We start from the raw sequence: 20768 nt of genomic DNA on the forward strand, positions 1-20768 counted from the left end.
GCGTTATAGCGCGCCCGGCCCGGTACGCAAAGGATGTACGTGACGACACAGGAAGCGAGTGCCCCAGTGAGCACCCCGGAGAACGACACAACCGACGAGTTCCCGGTCGACGACGCGGTGGAGACCATCGAGGAGTCCGTGGCCGTCGAGGAAGCTGTGGTCGACGAATCCGACGCCGCTGACGCCGAAGCTGTCGAGGCTGCTCCTGTCGATGCCGAGCCCGCCGACCCCGTTGCCGAGATGAAGGCCGCGCTGCGGCGCGCCCCCGGCGACTGGTACGTGATCCACTCCTACGCCGGTTACGAGAACAAGGTGAAGGCCAACCTCGAGACCCGCGTGCAGAACCTGGACCTCGAGGACTACATCTTCCAGGTCGAGGTGCCGACCGAAGAGGTCACCGAGATCAAGAACGGCCAGCGCAAGCACGTCAACCGCAAGGTGCTGCCCGGCTACATCCTGGTCCGGATGGAGCTCAACGACGAGTCGTGGGGCGCGGTGCGCAACACCCCCGGTGTCACCGGCTTCGTCGGCGCCACCTCGCGCCCGTCGCCGCTTTCCATCGATGACGTGGTGAAGTTCCTGGTCCCGGCCGCGCAGCAGCAGAAGAAGCCCGCTGCCGAGGCCGCCGCGGCGACTGCGGCCGCCACCGATATCGCACCCAAGCCGGTCATCGAGGTCGACTTCGAGGTCGGCGAGTCGGTGACCGTGATGGACGGCCCGTTCGCGACGCTGCCCGCCAGCATTTCCGAGGTCAACGCCGAGCAGCAGAAGCTCAAGGTGCTCGTGTCGATCTTCGGTCGCGAGACCCCGGTCGAGCTGGCGTTCACCCAGGTCGCGAAGATCTAGACCAACTCTGCCGCCCCGGCGACGGGGCGACGGAATGGATCGGCCCGGACCACGGGTTGATTCACCTTGGACTTGCAAAGAGCAAGGAAAACAAACACCTAGGAAAGAAAGATGCCCCCCAAGAAGAAGAAGCTCGCCGGGATCATCAAGCTTCAGATCCAGGCCGGCCAGGCGAATCCGGCCCCTCCGGTCGGCCCCGCGCTCGGTCAGCACGGCGTCAACATCATGGAGTTCTGCAAGGCGTACAACGCCGCGACCGAATCGCAGCGTGGCAACGTCATTCCGGTCGAGATCTCGGTGTACGAGGACCGGACCTTCGACTTCAAGCTGAAGACCCCGCCCGCTGCTCGGCTGCTGCTCAAGGCCGCTGGTGTGCAGAAGGGTTCGGCCGAGCCGCACAAGACCAAGGTCGCGAAGGTCACCATGGACCAGGTCCGGGAGATCGCCAAGACCAAGCAGGAAGATCTGAACGCCAAGGACATCGACCAGGCGGCCAAGATCATCGCGGGTACCGCTCGCTCGATGGGTATCACCGTCGAGGGCTGAGTTCCCGTAATCCCGGACCAGCTGCCGGGATCCACGTGGGAGGGCCTGCCAGGCCCGGCAACCACATCTGAACACCGATAAGGACACAGACAAAATGGCAAAACGAAGCAAGGCGTATCTCGCCGCGGCCGAGAAGGTCGATCGCACTCAGCTCTACTCCCCGCTGGCCGCCGCGCGCCTGGCGAAGGAGACCGCAACCACCAAGACCGACGCGACCGTCGAGGTCGCCGTTCGTCTCGGTGTGGATCCCCGCAAGGCCGACCAGATGGTCCGCGGCACGGTCAACCTGCCGCACGGCACCGGTAAGACCGCCCGCGTCATCGTGTTCGCGGCCGGTGAGAAGGCCGCCGAGGCCGAGGCCGCCGGTGCGGACGCGGTCGGCGCCGAGGATCTGATCGAGCGGATCCAGGGCGGCTGGCTGGACTTCGACGCCGCGATCGCCACCCCGGACCAGATGGCCAAGGTCGGCCGGATCGCGCGTGTCCTCGGCCCGCGCGGCCTGATGCCGAACCCGAAGACGGGCACGGTCACCAACGATGTGACCAAGGCCGTCAACGACATCAAGGGCGGCAAGATCAACTTCCGCGTCGACAAGCAGGCCAACCTGCACTTCGTCATCGGCAAGGCGTCCTTCGACGATGCCAAGCTGGTGGAGAACTACGGCGCCGCACTGGATGAGATCCTGCGCGCCAAGCCGTCGACCGCCAAGGGCCGCTACGTCAAGAAGGTGACGGTCTCGACGAACACCGGACCGGGCATCCCGGTGGACCCGAACCGCACCCGCAACCTCCTCGACGAGGATGCGTAAGTAGCACCCGAGCTTCGGTAGTTCACCGCGAAGGCTGAATTGCCGTAGGAAGCTGAGCAGTACCGCAGAGGGCGGGAACGCGAATCGCGTTCCCGCCCTCTGCGCGTTGCGGCCGATTGCGGGTGTCGCTCCAGTGCAAGCACCACCGACCGGACTAATTCGCGCGCGGCGGTGGTTGCCCCTGCAGTGACCGCCGTTCTGCTCATTTCCGGAAGCACACGTAGTGCTTCGACCAATACCGCCGCACTGCGCACCGTGGCGGCGATCGCACCGGAGGGCATCGAGACCTTCTGGTATGAGGGCCTCGCCGACCTTCCGGCATTCAGTCCCGATGACGACGGAACCGGCCATCCGTCGGTTGTCGCACTGCACGAACACATTTCGCGCGCCGACGCGGTACTGCTCTGCACACCCGAATATGCGGGCACCCTCCCCGGCAGCTTCAAGAACCTGTTGGATTGGACCGTCGGCACCGCCGACCTCTACGAAAAGCCAACGGCCTTCCTCAATGTCGCGGCCCGAGGCCGTGGTGAAGGCGCGGCCACCACCCTGACCACAGTGTTGGGCTATGTCGGTGCCATCGTCGACCCGGACACCTGTGTCCGACTCCCCGTGGCCCGAGACGCCGTCGATGGCAACGGCCTGGTCACCGCACCCGAATTTCGCACCGGCGCACTCGCGGCACTGACCCGCCTGGTCCGCCAGGCGACCCCTGCCTGACCCATCGCGGAGGCGAGTCGAAGGAGGCCGAAGCACCGTTCGACTCGCCTCGATGGTCAGCTATCCGAGGACTCGGTGGATTTGCGCCAGCCGAGCAGTACCGATTCGCCCTGCTGCGCACCCCACGGCAGGAAGATGGCGACGATCAGCGCGCACACCACGACCGCGGCCGCGGCCACCAGGGATGCGGCGTGTGAACCCTGCAGTGCGGCGGTTTTCATTGCGGTGATGAGGTTTTCGCGCTGGGCGGCGAAGAACGGCGCGAGCTCTCGTTTGCGCATCTCCAGCACGCTGAGCGGACTGGCCTGCACCAGACTGCGCTCGTCGGAGTTCATCATCCCCGCGGGCACCCGATCGATCAGCGGTGCGACGCGAGTTGTGTAGTAGGAGGCCACAATCGAGCCGAGCACCGCGACGCCGAGCGTGCCACCGATCTCGCGAGTGGTGTCATTGACCGCCGAACCCGCCCCCGCCTCATCGAGCGGCAGCGACGACATGATGGATTCGGTGGCCGGGCCCTGCACAATGGCCAGGCCCAGCGCCATCGACACCATGGATGGCAGCACATCGGTGGCGTAACCGCTGTCGACGGTCACTTGACCGCCCAGGTACAGCCCCGATCCGGTGAGCAATAGTCCGAATACGATCACCGGCGTGGTTCCGACCCGCGTGGCCAGCAGCGTTGCGATGGGTGCGCCGATGGCCACCGAGAACGCGAACGGCAGCGAGGCGATACCGAATTCGAGCGGGGTGTACTCGCGGACGCCTTGGAAGTACTGGGTGATCAGAAACAGGAATCCGAACATCGAGAAGTAGCCGACCGCAATTGCCAAGGCGGGCATGGAGAATCTGCGATTGCGGAACAGTCGCATATCGAGAATCGGTGCGCTGCTACGCAATTCCCACACAATGAAGGCGGCGAGCAAAACGATGCCGAGTGCGGCAACGCATAGGGTGGTCGTCGACAGCCAGCCGTACCGCGGTGCCTCGATGATGGCCCACACCAGCAGCGTGATGCCCGCTATCGATAGCGCAATACCCGGCAGATCGAGCCGCCCCGCCTGGGCAGACCGCGATTCGGGCACCCAGATGAGGGTGGCGGCCATGGCGATGAGTGCCACCGGCACATTGATCCAGAAGACCGAATGCCAGGAAAAGTGTTCCAGCAGCCAGCCGCCCGAGATCGGCCCGATCGCGATGGCGAATCCGGCCATCGCGGTCCAGGCGGCGATGGCCAGCGCGCGCTCGCGCTTGTCGGTGAAGATATTGATGATCAGCGCCAGTGTCGCAGGGAAGACCGCCGCGGCGAAGATGCCCATCGCGGCCCGTGCGGCGATGACGCTGCTCATGGACTCCGAGAGCGCGCCGCCGATCGACATCACGGCAACGCCGAGCAAACCGATGATCAGCATGCGGCGACGTCCGTACCGGTCGCCGAGATTGCCGAAGGCGAGCAGTAGTCCGGCGAAGGTCAGGGTGTACGCGTCGACGACCCACTGTAGGCCGCTGACGCCGGTGGCCAACTCCACCCCGATGGAGGGGAGGGCCACGTTCACGATGGTGTTGTCGAGGACGACCAGCAGCTCACCGAGGCAGATGACGGCCAGGGCGATGAAGCGCCTGGTACGTCGTTCCAGCAGCACCGGTGGATCGACTATGGAGGTTGCCATAGTTCGGTAGTCAAGCAGTATCTGTCACTCTTGGTAACACTTGCTGCCGGCGACATCCGCCACATTCGAATGCGAATTGTGAGGCGCGCCACAACAATTCGGTCGCGAAAGCGTCCCGTTCGCACCCGTTTTGGCAGATGGGGGCGGGTTCGGCTACTGTGAACGGAAGTAATCGACGAGTTCGATGACTACCCAATCCGTTCTACCGAAGACCGTTGGTCGCTGCGCCCGCTCGGGCGTGGTCGAAGGTCCGGCATCAAGTCGGCGGCCCACGCAGGGAGGACCGAGGCTGGGAATTGATCCGGTGCACGCCGGGTCGATCACCTGTTGCGCCCCGGAACGCTCTGCGTTCGGGGCGTTTGCTTTATCGCTGGCCCCTGGTACTCGGCAGTTCGAATACGAACCGACATCCAGAGAGGAGGCGAAGTATGGCAAAACCCGAGAAGGTCACCGCGGTCGAAGAGATCACGGAGCAGTTCAGGAGCTCGTCGGCCACCGTCATCACGGAATACCGTGGTCTGTCGGTCGGTAAGCTCACCGATCTGCGTCGCGCGCTCGGCGAAGGCGCTACCTACTCCGTCGCCAAGAACACCCTGGTCAAGCGTGCGGCCGCCGAGGCGGGCGTCGTTGGCCTGGACGACTTGTTCGTCGGACCGACCGCCATCGCCTTCATCAAGGGCGAGCCGGTCGACGCGGCGAAGGCCATCAAGACCTTCGCCAAGGAGAACAAGGCGCTCATCATCAAGGGCGGGTACATGGACGGCAACGCGCTGTCCGTTGCCGAGGTCGAGAAGATCGCCGACCTGGAGTCCCGCGAGGTGCTGCTGGCCAAGCTGGCAGGCGCCATGAAGGGCAACCTGGCGAAGGCTGCCGGTCTGTTCAACGCTCCCGCTTCGCAGGTGGCCCGCCTGGCCGCCGCCCTGCAGGAGAAGAAGCAGGCCGAAGGCGGAGCTGCCGCCGAGTAACACCCCGTGCGGGTGGATCGCGTGCGGCTCGCCCACATAGACAACCAACTACCGAAAGGAAACAACAATGGCCAACGTTGACGAACTGCTCGAGACCTTCGCCGGAATGACCCTGCTCGAGCTGTCGGACTTCGTCAAGAAGTTCGAGGAGAAGTTCGAGGTCACCGCGGCTGCTCCGGTCGCCGTCGCCGCCGTCGCCGGTGCCGCTCCGGCCGAGGCCGCCGAGGAGCAGGACGAGTTCGACGTCATCCTCGAGGGTGCGGGCGAGAAGAAGATCCAGGTCATCAAGGTGGTCCGCGAGATCGTCTCCGGCCTGGGCCTGAAGGAAGCCAAGGACCTGGTCGAGGGTGCCCCGAAGCCGATCCTGGAGAAGGTCGCCAAGGATGCCGCCGAGGCTGCCAAGGCGAAGCTGGAAGAGGCTGGCGCCAAGGTCTCGGTCAAGTAGTTCACTTGACCCCGCCGAGCGACCCGTAAGTGGTCGCCACGGCTGCGTCGTCGAACGGGCGGTCCCCAGCGGGGACCGCCCGTTTGCTTTGCATCGGTGCATGCGACGGTAATGCGATTACTGAGAGTGATTCGGGGTTACTCTTCGGTCAGGTTAGGGTGTGCCGCGTCATGCTCATGGGATACAGTGACCGCACCCACTGTGACGCGACACACCGTGATACCCGATAGCGCGGTTCGCCGGTGGGCTGCTCGCTGAGAATTTGTGGAGGTAGGCGTGGGCGTCGAGGTCAGGACCGAAGGTGTTACCAAATCCTTTGGTTCACAGCGTATTTGGCAGGATGTCTCGCTGACGCTGCCTTCGGGTGAGGTCAGCGCGCTGCTCGGCCCCTCGGGTACCGGTAAATCGGTGTTTTTGAAGTCGTTGATCGGTTTGCTGCGTCCGGAGCGCGGTTCGATCTTTATCGATGGCACCGATATCACCACCTGCTCCAATAAGGAGCTCTACGAAATCCGCAAGCTGTTCGGTGTGCTGTTCCAGGACGGTGCGTTGTTCGGGTCGATGAACCTGTTCGACAATGTGGCGTTCCCGTTGCGTGAGCACACCAAGAAGTCCGAGTCCGAGATCAAGAAGATCGTGATGGAGAAGCTCGAGCTGACCGGTCTGCTCGGCGCGGAGGGCAAGCTGCCGGGTGAGATCTCCGGTGGTATGCGCAAGCGTGCCGGTCTGGCGCGGGCGCTGGTGCTGGATCCGCAGATCATTCTGGTCGACGAGCCCGACTCCGGCTTGGATCCGGTGCGTACTTCGTATCTGTCGCAGTTGCTGATCGATATCAATGCTCAAATCGACGCGACGATCCTGATCGTGACCCACAACATCAACCTGGCCCGTACGGTGCCCGACAACATCGGCATGCTGTTCCGCCGCTCGCTGGTGATGTTCGGTCCGCGTGAGGTGCTGCTCACCTCGGAGGAGCCGGTGGTCAAGCAGTTCCTCAACGGTCGCATGATCGGTCCGATCGGTATGTCGGAGGAGAAGGACGAGGCCCAGATGGCGCGCGAGCAGGCGCTCGTCGACGCCGGTCACCATCACGGTGGCGCCGAAGAGGTCGAGGGCATCATCCCGCAGATGCGGGCCACTCCGGGTATGCCGGTGCGTCAGGCGGCACTTCGCCGCAAGGAGCGCGTCCGCGAAATCATGCACACCCTGCCGCATGCGGCCCAGGTGGCTATTCGTGAGTCACTTGCGGAGAGCGACGATACGCAGGTGATGGCGTATCAGAACGGCGACCTCGGTGGATACCAAGGTGGGTCCTTGGACACAACCGTGCGCCACAACACAACTAACGGGTAACATCTGCGATCGTGAATTCCACCCTGGCGCGATTGCGGACTCCTGTGGAGTCGGGGTTTGGCCAGGCCGGCAACATCTTTGCGCTGCTCATCGACGTTATGCGCAAGACGTTCAAGCGGCCTTTCCAGTTGCGCGAATTCATCGAGCAGTCGTGGTTCATCGCGAGTGTCTCGATCCTGCCGAGCGCACTGGTCGCCATTCCGTTCGGTGCGGTTGTCGCGCTGCAGACCGGCTCTTTGATCAAACAACTCGGCGCCGAATCCTTTACCGGCGCTACCAGCGTGCTGGCTACCGTCCAGCAGGCCGCCCCCGTTGTCACCGCGTTGATCATCGCCGGTGCGGCCGGATCGGCGGTTGCCGCCGATCTCGGCTCGCGCACCATCCGTGAGGAGATCGACGCGCTCGAGGTGCTCGGCGTCGATCCGGTGCAGAAGCTCGTTGTGCCACGCGTGCTCGGCATGATGCTGGTCGCGCTGCTGCTCAACGGTCTGGTGTCGGTGGTCGGCATCGCCGGTGGCTACTTCTTCAATGTCGGGCTGCAGGGCGGCACCCCCGGCGCCTACCTCGCCTCGTTCTCCGCACTGGCTCAGCTGCCGGACCTGTGGATCGGCGAAATCAAGGCCCTGATATTCGGTCTGCTCGCTGGCGTGATCGCCGCGTACAAGGGGTTGCATCCCAAAGGGGGCCCGAAAGGAGTCGGAGACGCGGTGAACCAATCCGTGGTCATCACATTCATGGTGTTGTTCTTCGTGAACTTGATCCTGACCCTGGTGTATCTGCAGGTCGTCCCCGCTAAGGGCGCCTGACCCGTGGCCACCTCGTACCGCCCCCCGGCCCTGGCGAAATCCGCCCGCCGGGTCCGTGAGATCGCGCGCATGCCGGTGAATGTCGTCGACCGCGCCGGCGATCAGATGTCGTTCTACTCCAAGGCCATTGCCTGGATTCCGCGCACCGCTGTGCACTACCGCAAGGAGGTCATGCGGCTGCTCGCCGAGGTGACCTTCGGCAGTGGCGCGCTGGCCGTCATCGGCGGCACCATCGGCGTCATCATCTTCATGTCCGGTTCGGTCGGCGTTGTCGTCGGCCTGCAGGGCTTCAAGGCCTTGGACTCGCTCGGCAGCTCGGTGCTGACCGGCTTCCTCACCGCCTATATCAATACCCGTGAGATCGCGCCGCTGGTCGCCGCGCTCGCACTATCGGCAACGGTCGGTTGTGGTTTCACCGCTCAGCTCGGTGCGATGCGGATCTCCGAGGAGATCGACGCACTCGAGGTGATGGCGGTGCCGGGTGTGCCTTTCCTGGTGACCACCCGGGTGATCGCGGGCTTCCTCGCGGTCATTCCGCTCTACATCGTCGGCCTGCTCGGCACATTCCTGGCATCACGAATGATCAGCATCTGGTTCAACGGACAATCCAGTGGCTCCTATGACCACTATTTCGGTCTGTTCCTGCCACCCGAAGATGTCTTATATTCGTTCGTCAAAGTCCTGGTCTTCGCATTCGTGATCATCATGGTGCATTGCTATTACGGCTTCAACGCCACCGGCGGACCGGCCGGTGTCGGCGTCGCGGTGGGTCGCGCGGTGCGCGCAGCGATTGTGTTGGTGAATGTTCTGGACTTCTTCCTCAGCCTCGCCATTTGGGGTACGACAACGACGGTGCGGGTTGCGGGATGAGGGCACCGATCATCGAAACGGCAAGCAGTGAGGTGCCGTCATGAGTAATCGCGTGCAGATGTGGCGCGCGACGGAGAAATTGCGCGTCCGACTGCTCGGCATCGCGTTCTTCGTGGTCTGTGCACTATTTCTGGTGACGACGGTCGCGATCTACAACAAGGCGTTCGTCGACAGCGTCCGGGTCAACCTGGTCACCGACAGTGTGGGAAATGCGCTGACCCGCAATGCCGATGTGAAGGTGCGCGGCGTCAACGTCGGCGAGGTCAGGTCCAGCCGATCCGAGAGTGGTCAGGTGACCCTCGACCTGGCGATCGATCCGGGCAAGGCCACACAGATTCCGGTCAACGCCACGGCTCGGCTGCTGCCGAAGACGCTCTTCGGCGAGCGGTACGTGGACCTCATCATCCCGGACGAACCCAGCAAGCAGCACCTGACCGCTGGCGTCACGCTGCATCAGGACAAGAGCGGCAATGCCATCGAGATCAGCAAGCTGCTCGACGATGTGCTGCCGCTGCTGCAGGCGATTCCGCCGCAGGACCTCGCCTCCACCCTCGGTGCGCTGTCCCAGGCGCTATCGGGTCAGGGTGTGGCACTGGGTGAGTCGGTGGACAAGCTGGACACCATCTTCCGCGACCTCAACGGGGTGATGCCCGATATCAAGCAGGATCTGGTGAGCTTCGCCGATGTGGCGGCCACCTACTCCGACGCCCTGCCGCAGCTGGTGGACGCCTTCGACAATCTGCGCACCACCAACGCGACCATCGTGCAGCGCCGCCCGCAGATCGACACGCTGCTGGCGACGCTGAACCCGACCGCGGCCAGCACCGCGGACTTCCTGATCGCCAACCGCGACAACATCATCGACCTGGCCGCCGACTCCCGCCCAGCGCTGGAACTGCTGGCCACCTATTCGCCGACTTACGCCTGCGCTATGGCGAACTTCGCCAAGATGAAGCCGCGCATCGACCAGATCATGGGTATGGGCACCTCGCGGCCCGGCTCCCGAGTGTCGGTGGAGCTGACCAATACCCGCGGTAAGTACCTGCCCAACCAGGACGAGCCACGCTGGCTCGACACCCGCGGACCGTGGTGTGTGCCGGAGTACCCGGTGTTCACCGATCCGGGCCAGTACACCGGCGGACCGAGCAATGACGGCTCCTATGCGGTGCCGAGCCGCAATCCGGGTGACCAGGTCAGCGGCAACTTGCCGGTGCCGCAGTTCGGGATGTATCCGGCCGCGAATGTGCCGACCACGGTGGGTTCGCCGACCGAACAGCGGACCCTCGGCGCGATCTACGGTGCGGCGAACGGTGTTTCGCCCGACCAGGTGCCCAGCTGGGTCACCCGGATCGGTGCACCCGCATTCCGCGGCAGCGAGGTGAGCGTGCGATGAAGGAAAAGATGCGCGGCATCGGATCGCCGCTGACCAAACTCGTCATCTTCATCATCGTTACCCTTTTCGCGACCACGGTCCTCGGGCTCTCGATCGCGAACTACACCGGCCGCGGCACCCCGTTCAAGGCCCGCTTCACCGATGTCACCTCGCTCAACCCGGGCGACGAGGTGCGCATCGCGGGCGTACGGGTCGGCAAGGTCACCAGTGTCTCGATCGTGGACAAGCGCCAGGCCGAGGTCGGCTTCGAACTGACCGACCGCAATTGGCTGCCCGCCTCGACGACGGCGACCATCCGCTACCGAAACCTGGTCGGCCAGCGCTATATCGCGCTCGAACAGGGCGCGGGGGAGCAGGGCCGCAAGCTCAATAAGGGCGCGACCATCGGGCTCGAGCACACCAAGCCAGCGCTGAACCTGACCACGCTGTTCAACGGCTTCCGGCCGCTGTTCCAGACGCTCACCGCCGATGATGTGAACAAGCTGTCCTACGAGATCATTCAGGTCTTCCAGGGCGAGCAGGGCACCATTCACGATCTGGTGGCGACCACCGCGAATCTGACCAACAAGATCGCCGATAAGGACGCCGTCATCGGTGAGCTGGTGAAGAACCTGACGGCCGTGCTCAATGCGGTCAATGAGCGCGAGGGCCAGTTCGATCAGCTGATCGTCAATACCGAGGCGCTGGTCAGCGGGCTGGCCGCCGACCGCGACACCATCGGCAGCTCGGTGACCTCGCTCGGCAATCTGGCTTCGGCCACCGCGGATCTGCTGGTGCCGACCCGCCCGACGTTGCAAGGCTCGATCGCCGGACTCAGCCAGCTGACCGGCACCATCGACGAGCGCAAGGACGAAGTGAATACGGCGCTGACCAACCTGCCGATCAAGATGGAAAAACTCGGCCGCGCCGGCAGTTACGGCTCGTGGTTCCAGTTCTACCTGTGCGGTATCGACATCGTGGTCGGGCCGGGCGCGGTGGACGCACCGCAGCTCAACCTCCCGGCCGGGCTGCCGACGGTCAACCAGCCGATCTACACCAATGCCGCACCGCGCTGCCAGGGGAAGGGAGGTCACTGATGGACGACCGGATCCTGCTCGGCAAGCGCAGCCCCGCGTTCATGGGTGTGCTCGGCCTTGCCATGGTGCTGCTCGTGACGATCTCCGCGTTCTTTCTGGACCGGCTGCCGATCATCGGCGCTGGTACCAAATACACCGCGGAGTTCTCCGAGGCCGCTGGCCTCAAGAAGGGCAATGAGGTGCGCATCGCGGGCGTGAAAGTCGGTGCGGTATCGGATGTTCGGCTCGACGGCAACAAGGTGCTCGTCGACTTCCGCACCCAGGACGCCTGGATCGGCAACGAGACGACCGCCTCCATCCAGATCAAGACCGTGCTCGGCCAGAAGTACCTGGCGCTGGACCCGAAGGGTTCCGAGCCCGCGAACCCGAGCAAGGCGATCCCGCTGTCACGCACGGTATCTCCGTACGATGTGGTGGACGCGTTCAGCGATGCGGCCAACAACATCGACAAGATCGACACCGCACAGCTGGCCACCAGCATGCGAGTGCTCTCCGAGGCGTTCGAAACGACGCCGCCGGAGATCCGCAACTCCATCGACGGCGTGGCCCGGCTCTCGGAGACGCTGGCCAAGCGCGATGAGGAGCTGAAGAAGCTGTTCGCCGCGGCCAGACAGACCACCGGAGTGCTCGCGGACCGCAATCAGCAGTTCGAGCGCCTGCTCGCCAATGGCGGACAGCTGTTGGCGGAGCTGAATATTCGGCAGCAGTCGATCGCGCAGCTGCTCAGCGGCGCCAGGACGGTATCCGCCGAGCTGAGTGCACTCGTCGCCGACAACGAGAAGCAGATCGGGACGGCGCTGACCAACCTGAAGTCAGCGATCGACCTGCTGAACGACAACCAGCAGAACATTTCCAAGACGCTGGAACTCGCGGCCCCGTTCTACGGCCTCTACGCGAACGTACTCGGCACCGGCCGCTGGTTCGACGCGGTGATCGTGAACCTGGTCCCGCCCGGCCTGCCGGAGATTCCGGGCAACCGGCCGCCGGTGCGCACCATGGGAGGTAACTGACATGGGGGTGAACTGGCCTCGTAAGGAACCGCTGACCACACTGCGGTCCTCGGGTCGTGGCACCAAGGTGGCCATCGCGATCGGTTTGATCGCGGCATTGGTCGTGGCCGGGGCGCTCTGGTGGCTCTTCGACCGGATGACCACAACCAAGATCACCGCATACTTCGACCGCTCCGTCGGCATCTACCAGGGTTCGGATGTGCGGATACTCGGTGTGCCGGTCGGGCACGTGGATTCGGTTGAGCCGCAAGGTGATCAGGTCAAGGTGGTGATGAGTGTCGACCGCAAATACGACATCCCCGCCGAAGCCAAGGCCGCGCAGATCACGCCATCGATCGTCTCCGATCGCTACATCCAGCTGACCCCGGCCTACTCCGGCGGTCCGAAAATGGCGCGCACCGCGACCATTCCGCGCGATCGCACGGTCACCCCGGTCGAGGTCGACCAGCTGTACAAGAGCATTACCGAACTCTCCGACGCGTTGGGCCCCAATGGCGCCAATGCCGAGGGCGCGGTGAACCAACTGGTACGCACCTCGGCGGCGAATCTGGCGGGCAACGGCGAGGCGCTGGCCAACGCCATCACTCAGCTCTCGCGCGCGACGCGGTATCTCAGTGATACCCGCGGCGATATCTTCGACACGGTCAAGAATCTGCAGACCTTCGTCACCATGCTGGCCCAGAACGACCAGCAGGTGCGGCAGTTCAATGCCCAGCTCGCGGATCTGTCGACGTTCCTCGCCGGGGAACGCCAGGATCTCGGTGCGGCGCTGAATCTGCTGTCGATCGCACTGGGTGATGTCGCCCGGTTCATCGATGAGAACCGGGATCTGGTCCAGCAGAACGCCAAGGGCCTGACCACGCTCACCGCGACACTGGCCAAGCAGCGCGATGATCTGGCCGCGGCGCTGCCGGTGCTGCCGCTGGCACTGAGCAATCTGATCAATATCCACAACGCGGAATCCGGCACCCTCGATATGCGCGCCAACCTCACCGATCTGCAGGACCCGTTCGGTGTGGTGTGCAAGATGCTCGACCTGAGCAAGTTGATGCCCGGCGATCCGAAATTCGAGGCGCTCGGCAAGCAGATGCGCCCGATTCTGGAGCACTGCAAGGAGATCACCGATCAGATCACCGCGGGCGTGCAGACGCCGACGCTGATCCTGCCGTTCGGCATTCTCAGCGGTGAGAACGAGCAGCGCGCCCCGGTGCCCGGCACCGTTCCGGGCACCCCGTCCGATCAACTTCCGCCCTCGCAGGGAGGTGGCCAGCGATGAACAAGCGAGTCCGTTCCGCGGCACGCACTCTCGGCGTAGCGACTGCTCGCAGGTCGCTCGAAAAGGTCGGCGTAGCGACTGCTCGCAGGTCGCTCGAAAAGGTCGGCGTAGCGACTGCTCGCAGGTCGCTCGAAAAGGTCCGCGTAGCGACTGCTCGCAGGTCGCTCGAAAAGGTCCGCGTAGCGACTGCTCGCAGGTCGCTCGAAATGGTCGGCTCCGCGCTGGTGGTCGGCATGAGCGCGGTCCTGGTGACCTCGTGTTCCTCCGAAGGCATCTACGCGGTACCGCTGCCCGGTGGCGCCGATGTCGGTGACCATCCGATGACCATCGATATCCGCTTCGACGATGTACTCGATCTGGTGCCGCAGTCCGCGGTCAAGGTCGAGGGCGTTGCGGTGGGGCGGGTCGAGGACATCGCGCTCGCACCGGACGGCTGGACCGCCAGTGTGCGCACCGTGGTGAACTCCTCGGTTGATCTGCCCGCGAATGCGCGGGCCGAGGTGCGGCAGTCGAATCTGCTCGGCGAGAAGTTCATCGAGCTGTCCAAGCCCACCGATCAGCCCGATACCAAGAAGCTGACCAACGGTTCGGTCATTCCGGCCGACCGCACCAGGCATGCGACCGAGGTCGAGCAGGTGCTCGGCGCGTTGTCATTGCTGCTCAACGGTGGCGGCGTCGCGCAATTGCAGCCCATTGTCACCGAGCTGAACAAGACCCTGGGCGGTCGTGAGGAGCGGGTGCGCTCGCTGCTCGATCAGGCCAATAAATTGGTCGCGGGGCTGAACGATCAGGTCGACGACATCACCAGGGCCATCGACGGACTCGCCACACTGAGCAACCGGGTGAGCACCCAGACCGATCAGATCAGCAAGATCATCGATGAGCTGCCGCAGGGCATCAAGATCCTGAACGAGCAACGGCCGCAACTGATTGCGCTGCTCCAGCAGCTGGATCGGGTGGGACAGGCCGGATTCGACGTGCTGAACCACTCCAAGGACGATCTGATCAAGGATCTGACCTCGCTGCGTCCGACGCTGCAGGAACTCGGCAGGGCCGCACCGGATCTGGTCACGGCGCTGCCCCTGGTGCCGACCTATCCGTTCCCGGACTCCACGCTGGAGGGCACCTTCGGCGGCCAGGTGAACACCTGGCTCTCGGTGGACCAGCAGATCGGTGTCACGCTGAGCAATCTCGGCGTCGGCAAGGGCGATCCGGTGTATATCCCGCCGCCGTACGGCCCGGAAGTGCCGGTGAATCCGACCAATCCGTACTACGGCGGCAATGGCCCGCGCCCGGGTTGGCCGACGGTTTCGCTGCTGCCACTGCCGCCCAACATGCCTCGCTTCCCGGCTGGCCTGCCGCAATTGCCGGCCGGACCGCTCGGGGCGATTCTCGACCAAATCGGAGGTGGTCGGCGATGACCCGCCTGGTGCGCTATCAGCTGATCGCGTTCGCCGTGATCGCGGTGCTCGGCGTGGTTTTCGTCGGCGCCAAATACGTTCGGCTCGATCACATGCTGGGCATCGGCGAGTACCACGTGAAGGTCGAGGCCAAGCAGACTGGCGGCATCTACAAGGGCGCCGAGGTGACCTACCGCGGCGTCCCGGTCGGCCGAGTCGGCGATCTCGAACTCACCGACACCGGTGTGGCGATCAAACTCGTGCTGGATTCGAGCGCGCCGAAGGTCCCGGAATCGGCGCGCGCCGTCATCGCCAACCGGTCGGCCATCGGTGAGCAGTACGTCGATCTGCAGCCCGATGCCGACCACGGCCCGTACCTGCGCGACGGTTCGGTGATCAGCTCGGCGACGACACCGGTCTCGGTGGAGCAACTGGTGCAGAGCGTGGACACCTTCACCCGCTCGGTCGATCTCACCGCGCTGAACAAAACCGTCACCGAACTCGGCCGGGCCTTCGACGGCAAGGGCGACGATCTAAAGGTCTTCATCGATTCGCTGAACAAGTTCACCGCGGCATTCAGCGACAGCCTGCCGCAGACGATCCAGCTGATCCGGGACGGCCGGATCGCGCTGGGTACCCAGGCGGACCAGTCGAGCTATATCCGGCAGTTCAGCCAGGGGCTCGACGAGCTCACCGCGCAGCTGCGCTCCAGCGATCCGGATATCCGGCGGCTGATCGGCACCGGCACCGACGCGGGCGAGCAGGTCAGCGCACTGCTGAAGGAGAGCGGCGGCGCACTCACCGAGGATCTGGCCAACCTGCGTCAGCTGATGGTGTCCATCTCGCCGAAGTTCTACGCGCTGCGTCCGCTGCTGCAGATGATTCCCGCGCTGTCGATCGGCGCGTCGTCCACCGCACCCGGCGACGGCACCAGCCACTTCGGCCTGGTGCTCGAGGTGAACAACCCGCCCGCCTGCACCCAGGGCTACGAGGGCACCCAGCGCATCCTCGAGCAGATGAAGCGGGAGAATCCGGACTTCGACGACACCCGCGACGAATTCCCGTTCAACAAGGACGCGAAATGCACGGTGCCGTTTGGTAATCCAACGGCGGTGCGGGGCGGAGCGCGCGCCGATCTGGCCGATCCGAGCATTGTCCAGCCCTGGGATTCGACCCCGAAAACCGATCCGGAGAAGCTGAACCTGAACCCGATCGCCGTGCAGATGGCCACCCTGTTGGGGGTCACGCCCAAGCGGTGAACAGGACCTATGCGGCTACGCCGCAGTAACCGAAGTTAGGGTGTCTGGCTGTGAGCATCGACATGTCCAAGGAAACGCCGGTTGCTACCGGCACCGATTCCACGGAAGCTGATGCCGCGGCGCATGACGCGACGGCATCGGTTTCCGCGCGCCCGGCAGAGGCGTCCGCTGACGCTCCCGCCGGTCGACTCGCGGTCACCATGGCCGCGGCCGCCGCGCTGGTCGTTGCGTTGATCGCCGCGGCCTGGTTCGGCACCGGCTGGGTGCGTGCGGCGTTCTTCACCGACGGTCCGCGCGCCGATGCGCGCGATACCGCCCTCGCCGATGCCAGGCAGGCCGCGATCAACCTGATGTCGCTGGATCCCAATGATGTCGACGGTTCGATCAAGCTGATCCAGTCCTCGATGACCGGATCGCTGCTCGATGACGCCACCAAGACCCAGGAGCAATTCCGCTCGCAGGCCACCGAGGCCAAGACCAGGCTGGAATCCAAGGTCGTCGGTTCCGCGCTGACCGCGCTGAACTCCGAGCGGGATCACGCGTCGGCGCTCATCGTGTTGCAGACCACCAGGACCGCACCGAATGCCGCGCCGTATGCCTACCGGCAGACCTGGGCGCTGGACCTGGTCGAACAGGGTGACGTGTGGAAGGCCGAGAAGGCGAGTCCGCTGAGTCAGCCCATCCCCGTGAATCAGCCGGCTGCCGGGCAGACCGGTACGACGCCGTCCGGGGGCGCCACCCCGCCCAAGCCCGGATCGTAGGAGAACCCGCCATGGCATCTCGTCGACCAGTCAATCGGGTCACTCCCCGCAGCCGTCCCACCGTCGGCCGCACCGCGGCCAGCACCGGATCCGCCGCCACCCGCCGTGGCGCCCGCGCGACCGACGAGTCCACCGCGAAGCGCAGGACCAAGGTGGCGGGCACGACCGAGCCGGTACGTCCCGCTCCACGGCCCGCACCGTCGCGGCCCTGGTCTCAGCGGCTGCGCCTGGGGCGGGGGTGGGGGCTGGTCGCGGCCATGCTCGTCGCCACCGTGCTGCTCGGCGCATTCGCCACGGTCGCGGCGTTCCGTCCGGGTATCGACGATTCGAACCAGGGCTACGTGGACACCAAGGCCACCGAGGAGGTGACCGCGGCCGCCTCCCATGCGCTGAAGACCATTTACGCCTACGACGTGAACAAACTCGACGGCTACAAGGATGCCGTGCACGCGGTCGTCACCGGCCAGATGCTGACCGATTTCGACAAGTACGCCGATACCAATCTCGCCGCCCTGAAACAGGCGCAGACCAGCGCTGATGCGCTCGCCGATCCGATCGGGGTGACCTTGCTCACCAAGGATCGGGCCGAGCTGCTGGTGAACTTCGTGGTCAGCGCGAACAAGAACGGCGTCGCGCAGCAGAGCGCGTCCGGGCCGATCGTGCTGAAGATGCAGAAGGTCGACGGAAAGTGGCTGGCCTCGGCCATCGTCGACCAGTAATCGCTTGCGGGCCCTGCCACTTGACGAGTTTCGCCGGACACGTCACGCTATTCACAACAGCGGCAGCTGTCACAGTGGCTTCATGAGCCCCGTGGCTACCCGAAGCAGCCAGCGATTCGGGCATGACACGCGGTCATAACGGTCACGGCGCGCCGCCACGCGGCGGCTGGTTCGGGTGGTACTTTGACACCACCTTGCGTATGGGTGTACGGTTGGACGTTGCGCTGGCTGCCTCCTGTCCATACCTCGATTTGCACACGTAAGTTCCACCCTTCCGGTGTTACTTCCGTTGTTGCCTGTTCGGGTTTCGTTCGGGTTGTGACCAGCGGAATTCGTAGCAGACAAGCGACGGTCGCGGACCACCACGCGACGCGCGTGAGGTGCTGGAAGGACGCATCTTGGCAGTCTCCACCCAGACCAAGGCAGTTGCCGGAATCCCCGGAGCCCCGTTGCGGGTGTCTTTCGCGAAGATCCGTGAACCCTTGGAGGTGCCCGGACTTCTCGATCTACAGACCGACTCTTTTGCATGGCTGATCGGTTCGCCGTCTTGGCGTGAAAAAGCCGCGGCGCGCGGTGACGGCGGGCTAGTCGGGGGACTCGAGGAGGTGCTCGAGGAGCTGTCGCCGATCGAGGACTTCTCCGGGTCGATGTCCCTGTCTTTCTCGGATCCTCGTTTCGAGGAGGTCAAGGCCTCCATCGACGAGTGCAAAGACAAGGATATGACCTACGCGGCGCCGTTGTTCGTGACCGCTGAGTTCATCAACAACAACACCGGTGAGATCAAGAGCCAGACGGTCTTCATGGGTGATTTCCCGATGATGACCGATAAGGGCACGTTCATCATCAACGGCACCGAGCGCGTCGTCGTGTCGCAGCTCGTGCGTTCGCCGGGTGTGTACTTCGATCACAGCGTCGACAAGACCACGGAGAAGGATCTGCACAGTGTGCGGGTCATTCCGTCGCGTGGCGCGTGGCTGGAGTTCGATATCGACAAGCGCGACACCGTCGGTGTGCGTATCGACCGTAAGCGTCGTCAGCCGGTTACCGTGCTGCTCAAGGCGCTGGGTTGGACGAACGAGGAGATCGTCGAGCGTTTCGGCTTCTCCGAGATCATGATGTCGACCCTGGAGAAGGACAACACCGCCGGTCAGGACGAGGCGCTGCTGGACATCTACCGCAAGCTGCGTCCGGGCGAGCCGCCGACCAAGGAGTCCGCGCAGACCCTGCTGGAGAACCTGTTCTTCAAGGAGAAGCGCTACGACCTCGCGCGCGTGGGTCGCTACAAGATCAACAAGAAGCTGGGCATCCACCTCGGCGAGCCGATCACCGCATCGGTGCTCACCAAGGAAGACATCGTCGCCACGATCGAGTACCTGGTGCGTCTGCACTCCGGTGATCGGATGATGACCGCGCCCGGCGGCGAAGAGGTGCCGGTCGAGGTCGACGATATCGACCACTTCGGCAACCGTCGCCTGCGCACCGTCGGCGAGCTGATCCAGAACCAGATCCGGGTCGGTCTGTCGCGTATGGAGCGTGTGGTCCGCGAGCGGATGACCACTCAGGATGTCGAGGCGATCACGCCGCAGACCCTGATCAACATCCGTCCCGTCGTGGCCGCGATCAAGGAGTTCTTCGGAACCTCGCAGCTGTCGCAGTTCATGGACCAGAACAACCCGCTCTCGGGTCTGACCCACAAGCGTCGCCTCTCGGCGCTGGGCCCGGGTGGTCTGTCCCGTGAGCGCGCCGGTCTGGAAGTCCGTGACGTGCACACCTCGCACTACGGCCGCATGTGCCCGATCGAGACCCCGGAAGGCCCGAACATCGGCCTGATCGGTTCGCTGTCGGTGTACGCGCGGGTCAACCCGTTCGGCTTCATCGAGACGCCGTACCGCAAGGTGGTCGACGGCGTGGTCACCGATGAGGTCAAGTACCTCACCGCCGACGAAGAGGACCGCCACGTTCGTGCGCAGGCCAATTCGCCGGTCGACGCCGATGGCCGCTTCATCGAGGAGCGCGTGCTCTGCCGCCGGGGCAACGACGAGAACGAACTCGTCCCCGCCTCCGAGGTCGACTACATGGACGTCTCGCCGCGTCAGATGGTTTCGGTCGCGACCGCGATGATTCCGTTCCTCGAGCACGACGACGCCAACCGTGCCCTCATGGGTGCGAACATGCAGCGTCAGGCCGTTCCGCTGATCCGTTCCGAGTCCCCGATCGTGGGTACCGGTATGGAGCTGCGCGCCGCGGTCGACGCCGGTGACGTCGTGGTGAACGAGAAGTCCGGTGTGGTGGAAGAGGTTTCGGCCGATTACGTCACCGTGATGGCCGATGACGGCACCCGCAAGAGCTACCGGATGCGCAAGTTCGCGCGCTCGAACCAGGGCACCTGTGCGAACCAGCGTCCGATCGTCGACGAGGGTCAGCGGGTCGAGTCCGGTCAGGTGCTGGCCGACGGTCCGTGCACCGAGAACGGTGAGATGGCGCTCGGCAAGAACCTGCTCGTGGCGATCATGCCGTGGGAAGGCCACAACTACGAGGACGCGATCATCCTGTCGCAGCGCCTCGTGGAAGAGGATGTGCTGACCTCGATCCACATCGAGGAGCACGAGATCGATGCTCGCGACACCAAGCTCGGCGCCGAGGAGATCACCCGGGACATCCCGAATGTCTCCGACGAGGTCCTCGCGGACCTGGACGAGCGCGGCATCGTGCGCATCGGCGCCGAGGTGCGCGACGGCGACATCCTGGTCGGCAAGGTCACCCCGAAGGGTGAAACCGAGCTGACTCCGGAGGAGCGGCTGCTGCGCGCGATCTTCGGTGAGAAGGCGCGCGAGGTGCGCGACAC

General features: G+C 64.5%; 19 protein-coding genes. 18 read left to right on the forward strand and 1 reads right to left on the reverse strand.

From position 1 onward, the window contains the following. Positions 1 to 66: 66 nt before the first annotated feature. From nusG to ABZ293_RS11520, 4 genes are all read left to right on the forward strand, one after another. Positions 67 to 846: a transcription termination/antitermination protein NusG gene (nusG, locus tag ABZ293_RS11505; RefSeq protein WP_354960290.1), complete on the forward strand. Its 780-nt coding sequence runs from the start codon at positions 67 to 69 to the stop codon at positions 844 to 846. A 111-nt stretch (positions 847 to 957) separates the two neighbouring features. Beyond that, positions 958 to 1392 carry a 50S ribosomal protein L11 gene (gene rplK, locus ABZ293_RS11510; protein WP_355179587.1) on the forward strand — a complete coding sequence of 145 codons (435 nt, stop codon included), beginning with the start codon at positions 958 to 960 and terminating at the stop codon, positions 1390 to 1392. 94 nt (positions 1393 to 1486) lie between these two features. Beyond that, positions 1487 to 2200 carry a 50S ribosomal protein L1 gene (gene rplA / locus ABZ293_RS11515; protein WP_354960268.1) on the forward strand — a complete coding sequence of 238 codons (714 nt, stop codon included), beginning with the start codon at positions 1487 to 1489 and terminating at the stop codon, positions 2198 to 2200. A 186-nt stretch (positions 2201 to 2386) separates the two neighbouring features. Then, positions 2387 to 2920, forward strand: a complete 534-nt coding sequence (locus tag ABZ293_RS11520; protein WP_355179589.1) for an NADPH-dependent FMN reductase — start codon at positions 2387 to 2389, stop codon at positions 2918 to 2920. 56 nt (positions 2921 to 2976) lie between these two features. On the opposite strand, the gene ABZ293_RS11525 is transcribed toward ABZ293_RS11520, so the two are convergent. Further along, a complete protein-coding gene (locus tag ABZ293_RS11525; RefSeq protein ID WP_355179591.1) occupies positions 2977 to 4590 on the reverse strand; it encodes an MFS transporter in 1614 nt (537 codons plus the stop codon). Between the two features lie 428 nt (positions 4591 to 5018). Here ABZ293_RS11525 and rplJ point away from each other — a divergent pair, with 428 nt between their 5' ends. The 14 genes from rplJ to rpoB form a co-directional block, all read left to right on the forward strand. Beyond that, a complete protein-coding gene (gene rplJ, locus ABZ293_RS11530; RefSeq protein ID WP_355179593.1) occupies positions 5019 to 5555 on the forward strand; it encodes a 50S ribosomal protein L10 in 537 nt (178 codons plus the stop codon). A gap of 67 nt (positions 5556 to 5622) precedes the next feature. Next, positions 5623 to 6000 (forward strand): 50S ribosomal protein L7/L12, encoded by a 378-nt coding sequence (gene rplL, locus ABZ293_RS11535; protein WP_355179595.1) that lies wholly within the window; start codon positions 5623 to 5625, stop codon positions 5998 to 6000. Positions 6001 to 6276: 276 nt separating this feature from the next. Next, positions 6277 to 7353, forward strand: coding sequence for an ATP-binding cassette domain-containing protein (locus tag ABZ293_RS11540; RefSeq protein ID WP_354961084.1), 1077 nt, complete (start codon positions 6277 to 6279; stop codon positions 7351 to 7353). A 98-nt stretch (positions 7354 to 7451) separates the two neighbouring features. Beyond that, positions 7452 to 8159: an ABC transporter permease gene (locus ABZ293_RS11545; protein WP_354961092.1), complete on the forward strand. Its 708-nt coding sequence runs from the start codon at positions 7452 to 7454 to the stop codon at positions 8157 to 8159. Between the two features lie 69 nt (positions 8160 to 8228). Further along, on the forward strand, positions 8229 to 9029 hold the full coding sequence (locus tag ABZ293_RS11550) for an ABC transporter permease (protein ID WP_355179642.1): 801 nt from the start codon (positions 8229 to 8231) through the stop codon (positions 9027 to 9029). A gap of 40 nt (positions 9030 to 9069) precedes the next feature. Continuing rightward, positions 9070 to 10422, forward strand: a complete 1353-nt coding sequence (locus tag ABZ293_RS11555; protein WP_355179596.1) for an MCE family protein — start codon at positions 9070 to 9072, stop codon at positions 10420 to 10422. An 8-nt stretch (positions 10423 to 10430) separates the two neighbouring features. Beyond that, complete coding sequence (locus ABZ293_RS11560; protein WP_355179644.1) at positions 10431 to 11498, forward strand: MCE family protein; 1068 nt, start codon at positions 10431 to 10433, stop codon at positions 11496 to 11498. Beyond that, on the forward strand, positions 11498 to 12508 hold the full coding sequence (locus ABZ293_RS11565) for an MCE family protein (protein WP_354961086.1): 1011 nt from the start codon (positions 11498 to 11500) through the stop codon (positions 12506 to 12508). Before ABZ293_RS11560 ends, ABZ293_RS11565 begins: the two co-directional genes overlap by 1 nt. A 1-nt stretch (position 12509) precedes the next feature. Then, positions 12510 to 13784, forward strand: coding sequence for an MCE family protein (locus tag ABZ293_RS11570; protein WP_355179598.1), 1275 nt, complete (start codon positions 12510 to 12512; stop codon positions 13782 to 13784). Positions 13785 to 13990: 206 nt separating this feature from the next. Next, positions 13991 to 15205, forward strand: a complete 1215-nt coding sequence (locus ABZ293_RS11575) for an MCE family protein (protein ID WP_355179600.1) — start codon at positions 13991 to 13993, stop codon at positions 15203 to 15205. Continuing rightward, the gene (locus ABZ293_RS11580; RefSeq protein WP_355179602.1) at positions 15202 to 16443 is read left to right on the forward strand and encodes an MCE family protein; all 1242 of its coding nucleotides are present in this window, start codon (positions 15202 to 15204) and stop codon (positions 16441 to 16443) included. Before ABZ293_RS11575 ends, ABZ293_RS11580 begins: the two co-directional genes overlap by 4 nt. A 50-nt stretch (positions 16444 to 16493) precedes the next feature. Then, entirely contained in the window at positions 16494 to 17204 is a 711-nt protein-coding gene (locus ABZ293_RS11585) for a hypothetical protein (RefSeq protein ID WP_355179604.1), read from the forward strand. A gap of 11 nt (positions 17205 to 17215) precedes the next feature. Beyond that, complete coding sequence (locus ABZ293_RS11590; protein ID WP_355179606.1) at positions 17216 to 17923, forward strand: hypothetical protein; 708 nt, start codon at positions 17216 to 17218, stop codon at positions 17921 to 17923. Positions 17924 to 18303: 380 nt separating this feature from the next. Continuing rightward, positions 18304 to 20768, forward strand: a 2465-nt coding sequence (gene rpoB, locus ABZ293_RS11595; RefSeq protein ID WP_355179608.1) for a DNA-directed RNA polymerase subunit beta, incomplete at its 3' end; no start/stop codon positions are given.

This window comes from Nocardia sp. NPDC005998 (assembly GCF_040614395.1).
Lineage (GTDB): Bacteria > Actinomycetota > Actinomycetes > Mycobacteriales > Mycobacteriaceae > Nocardia.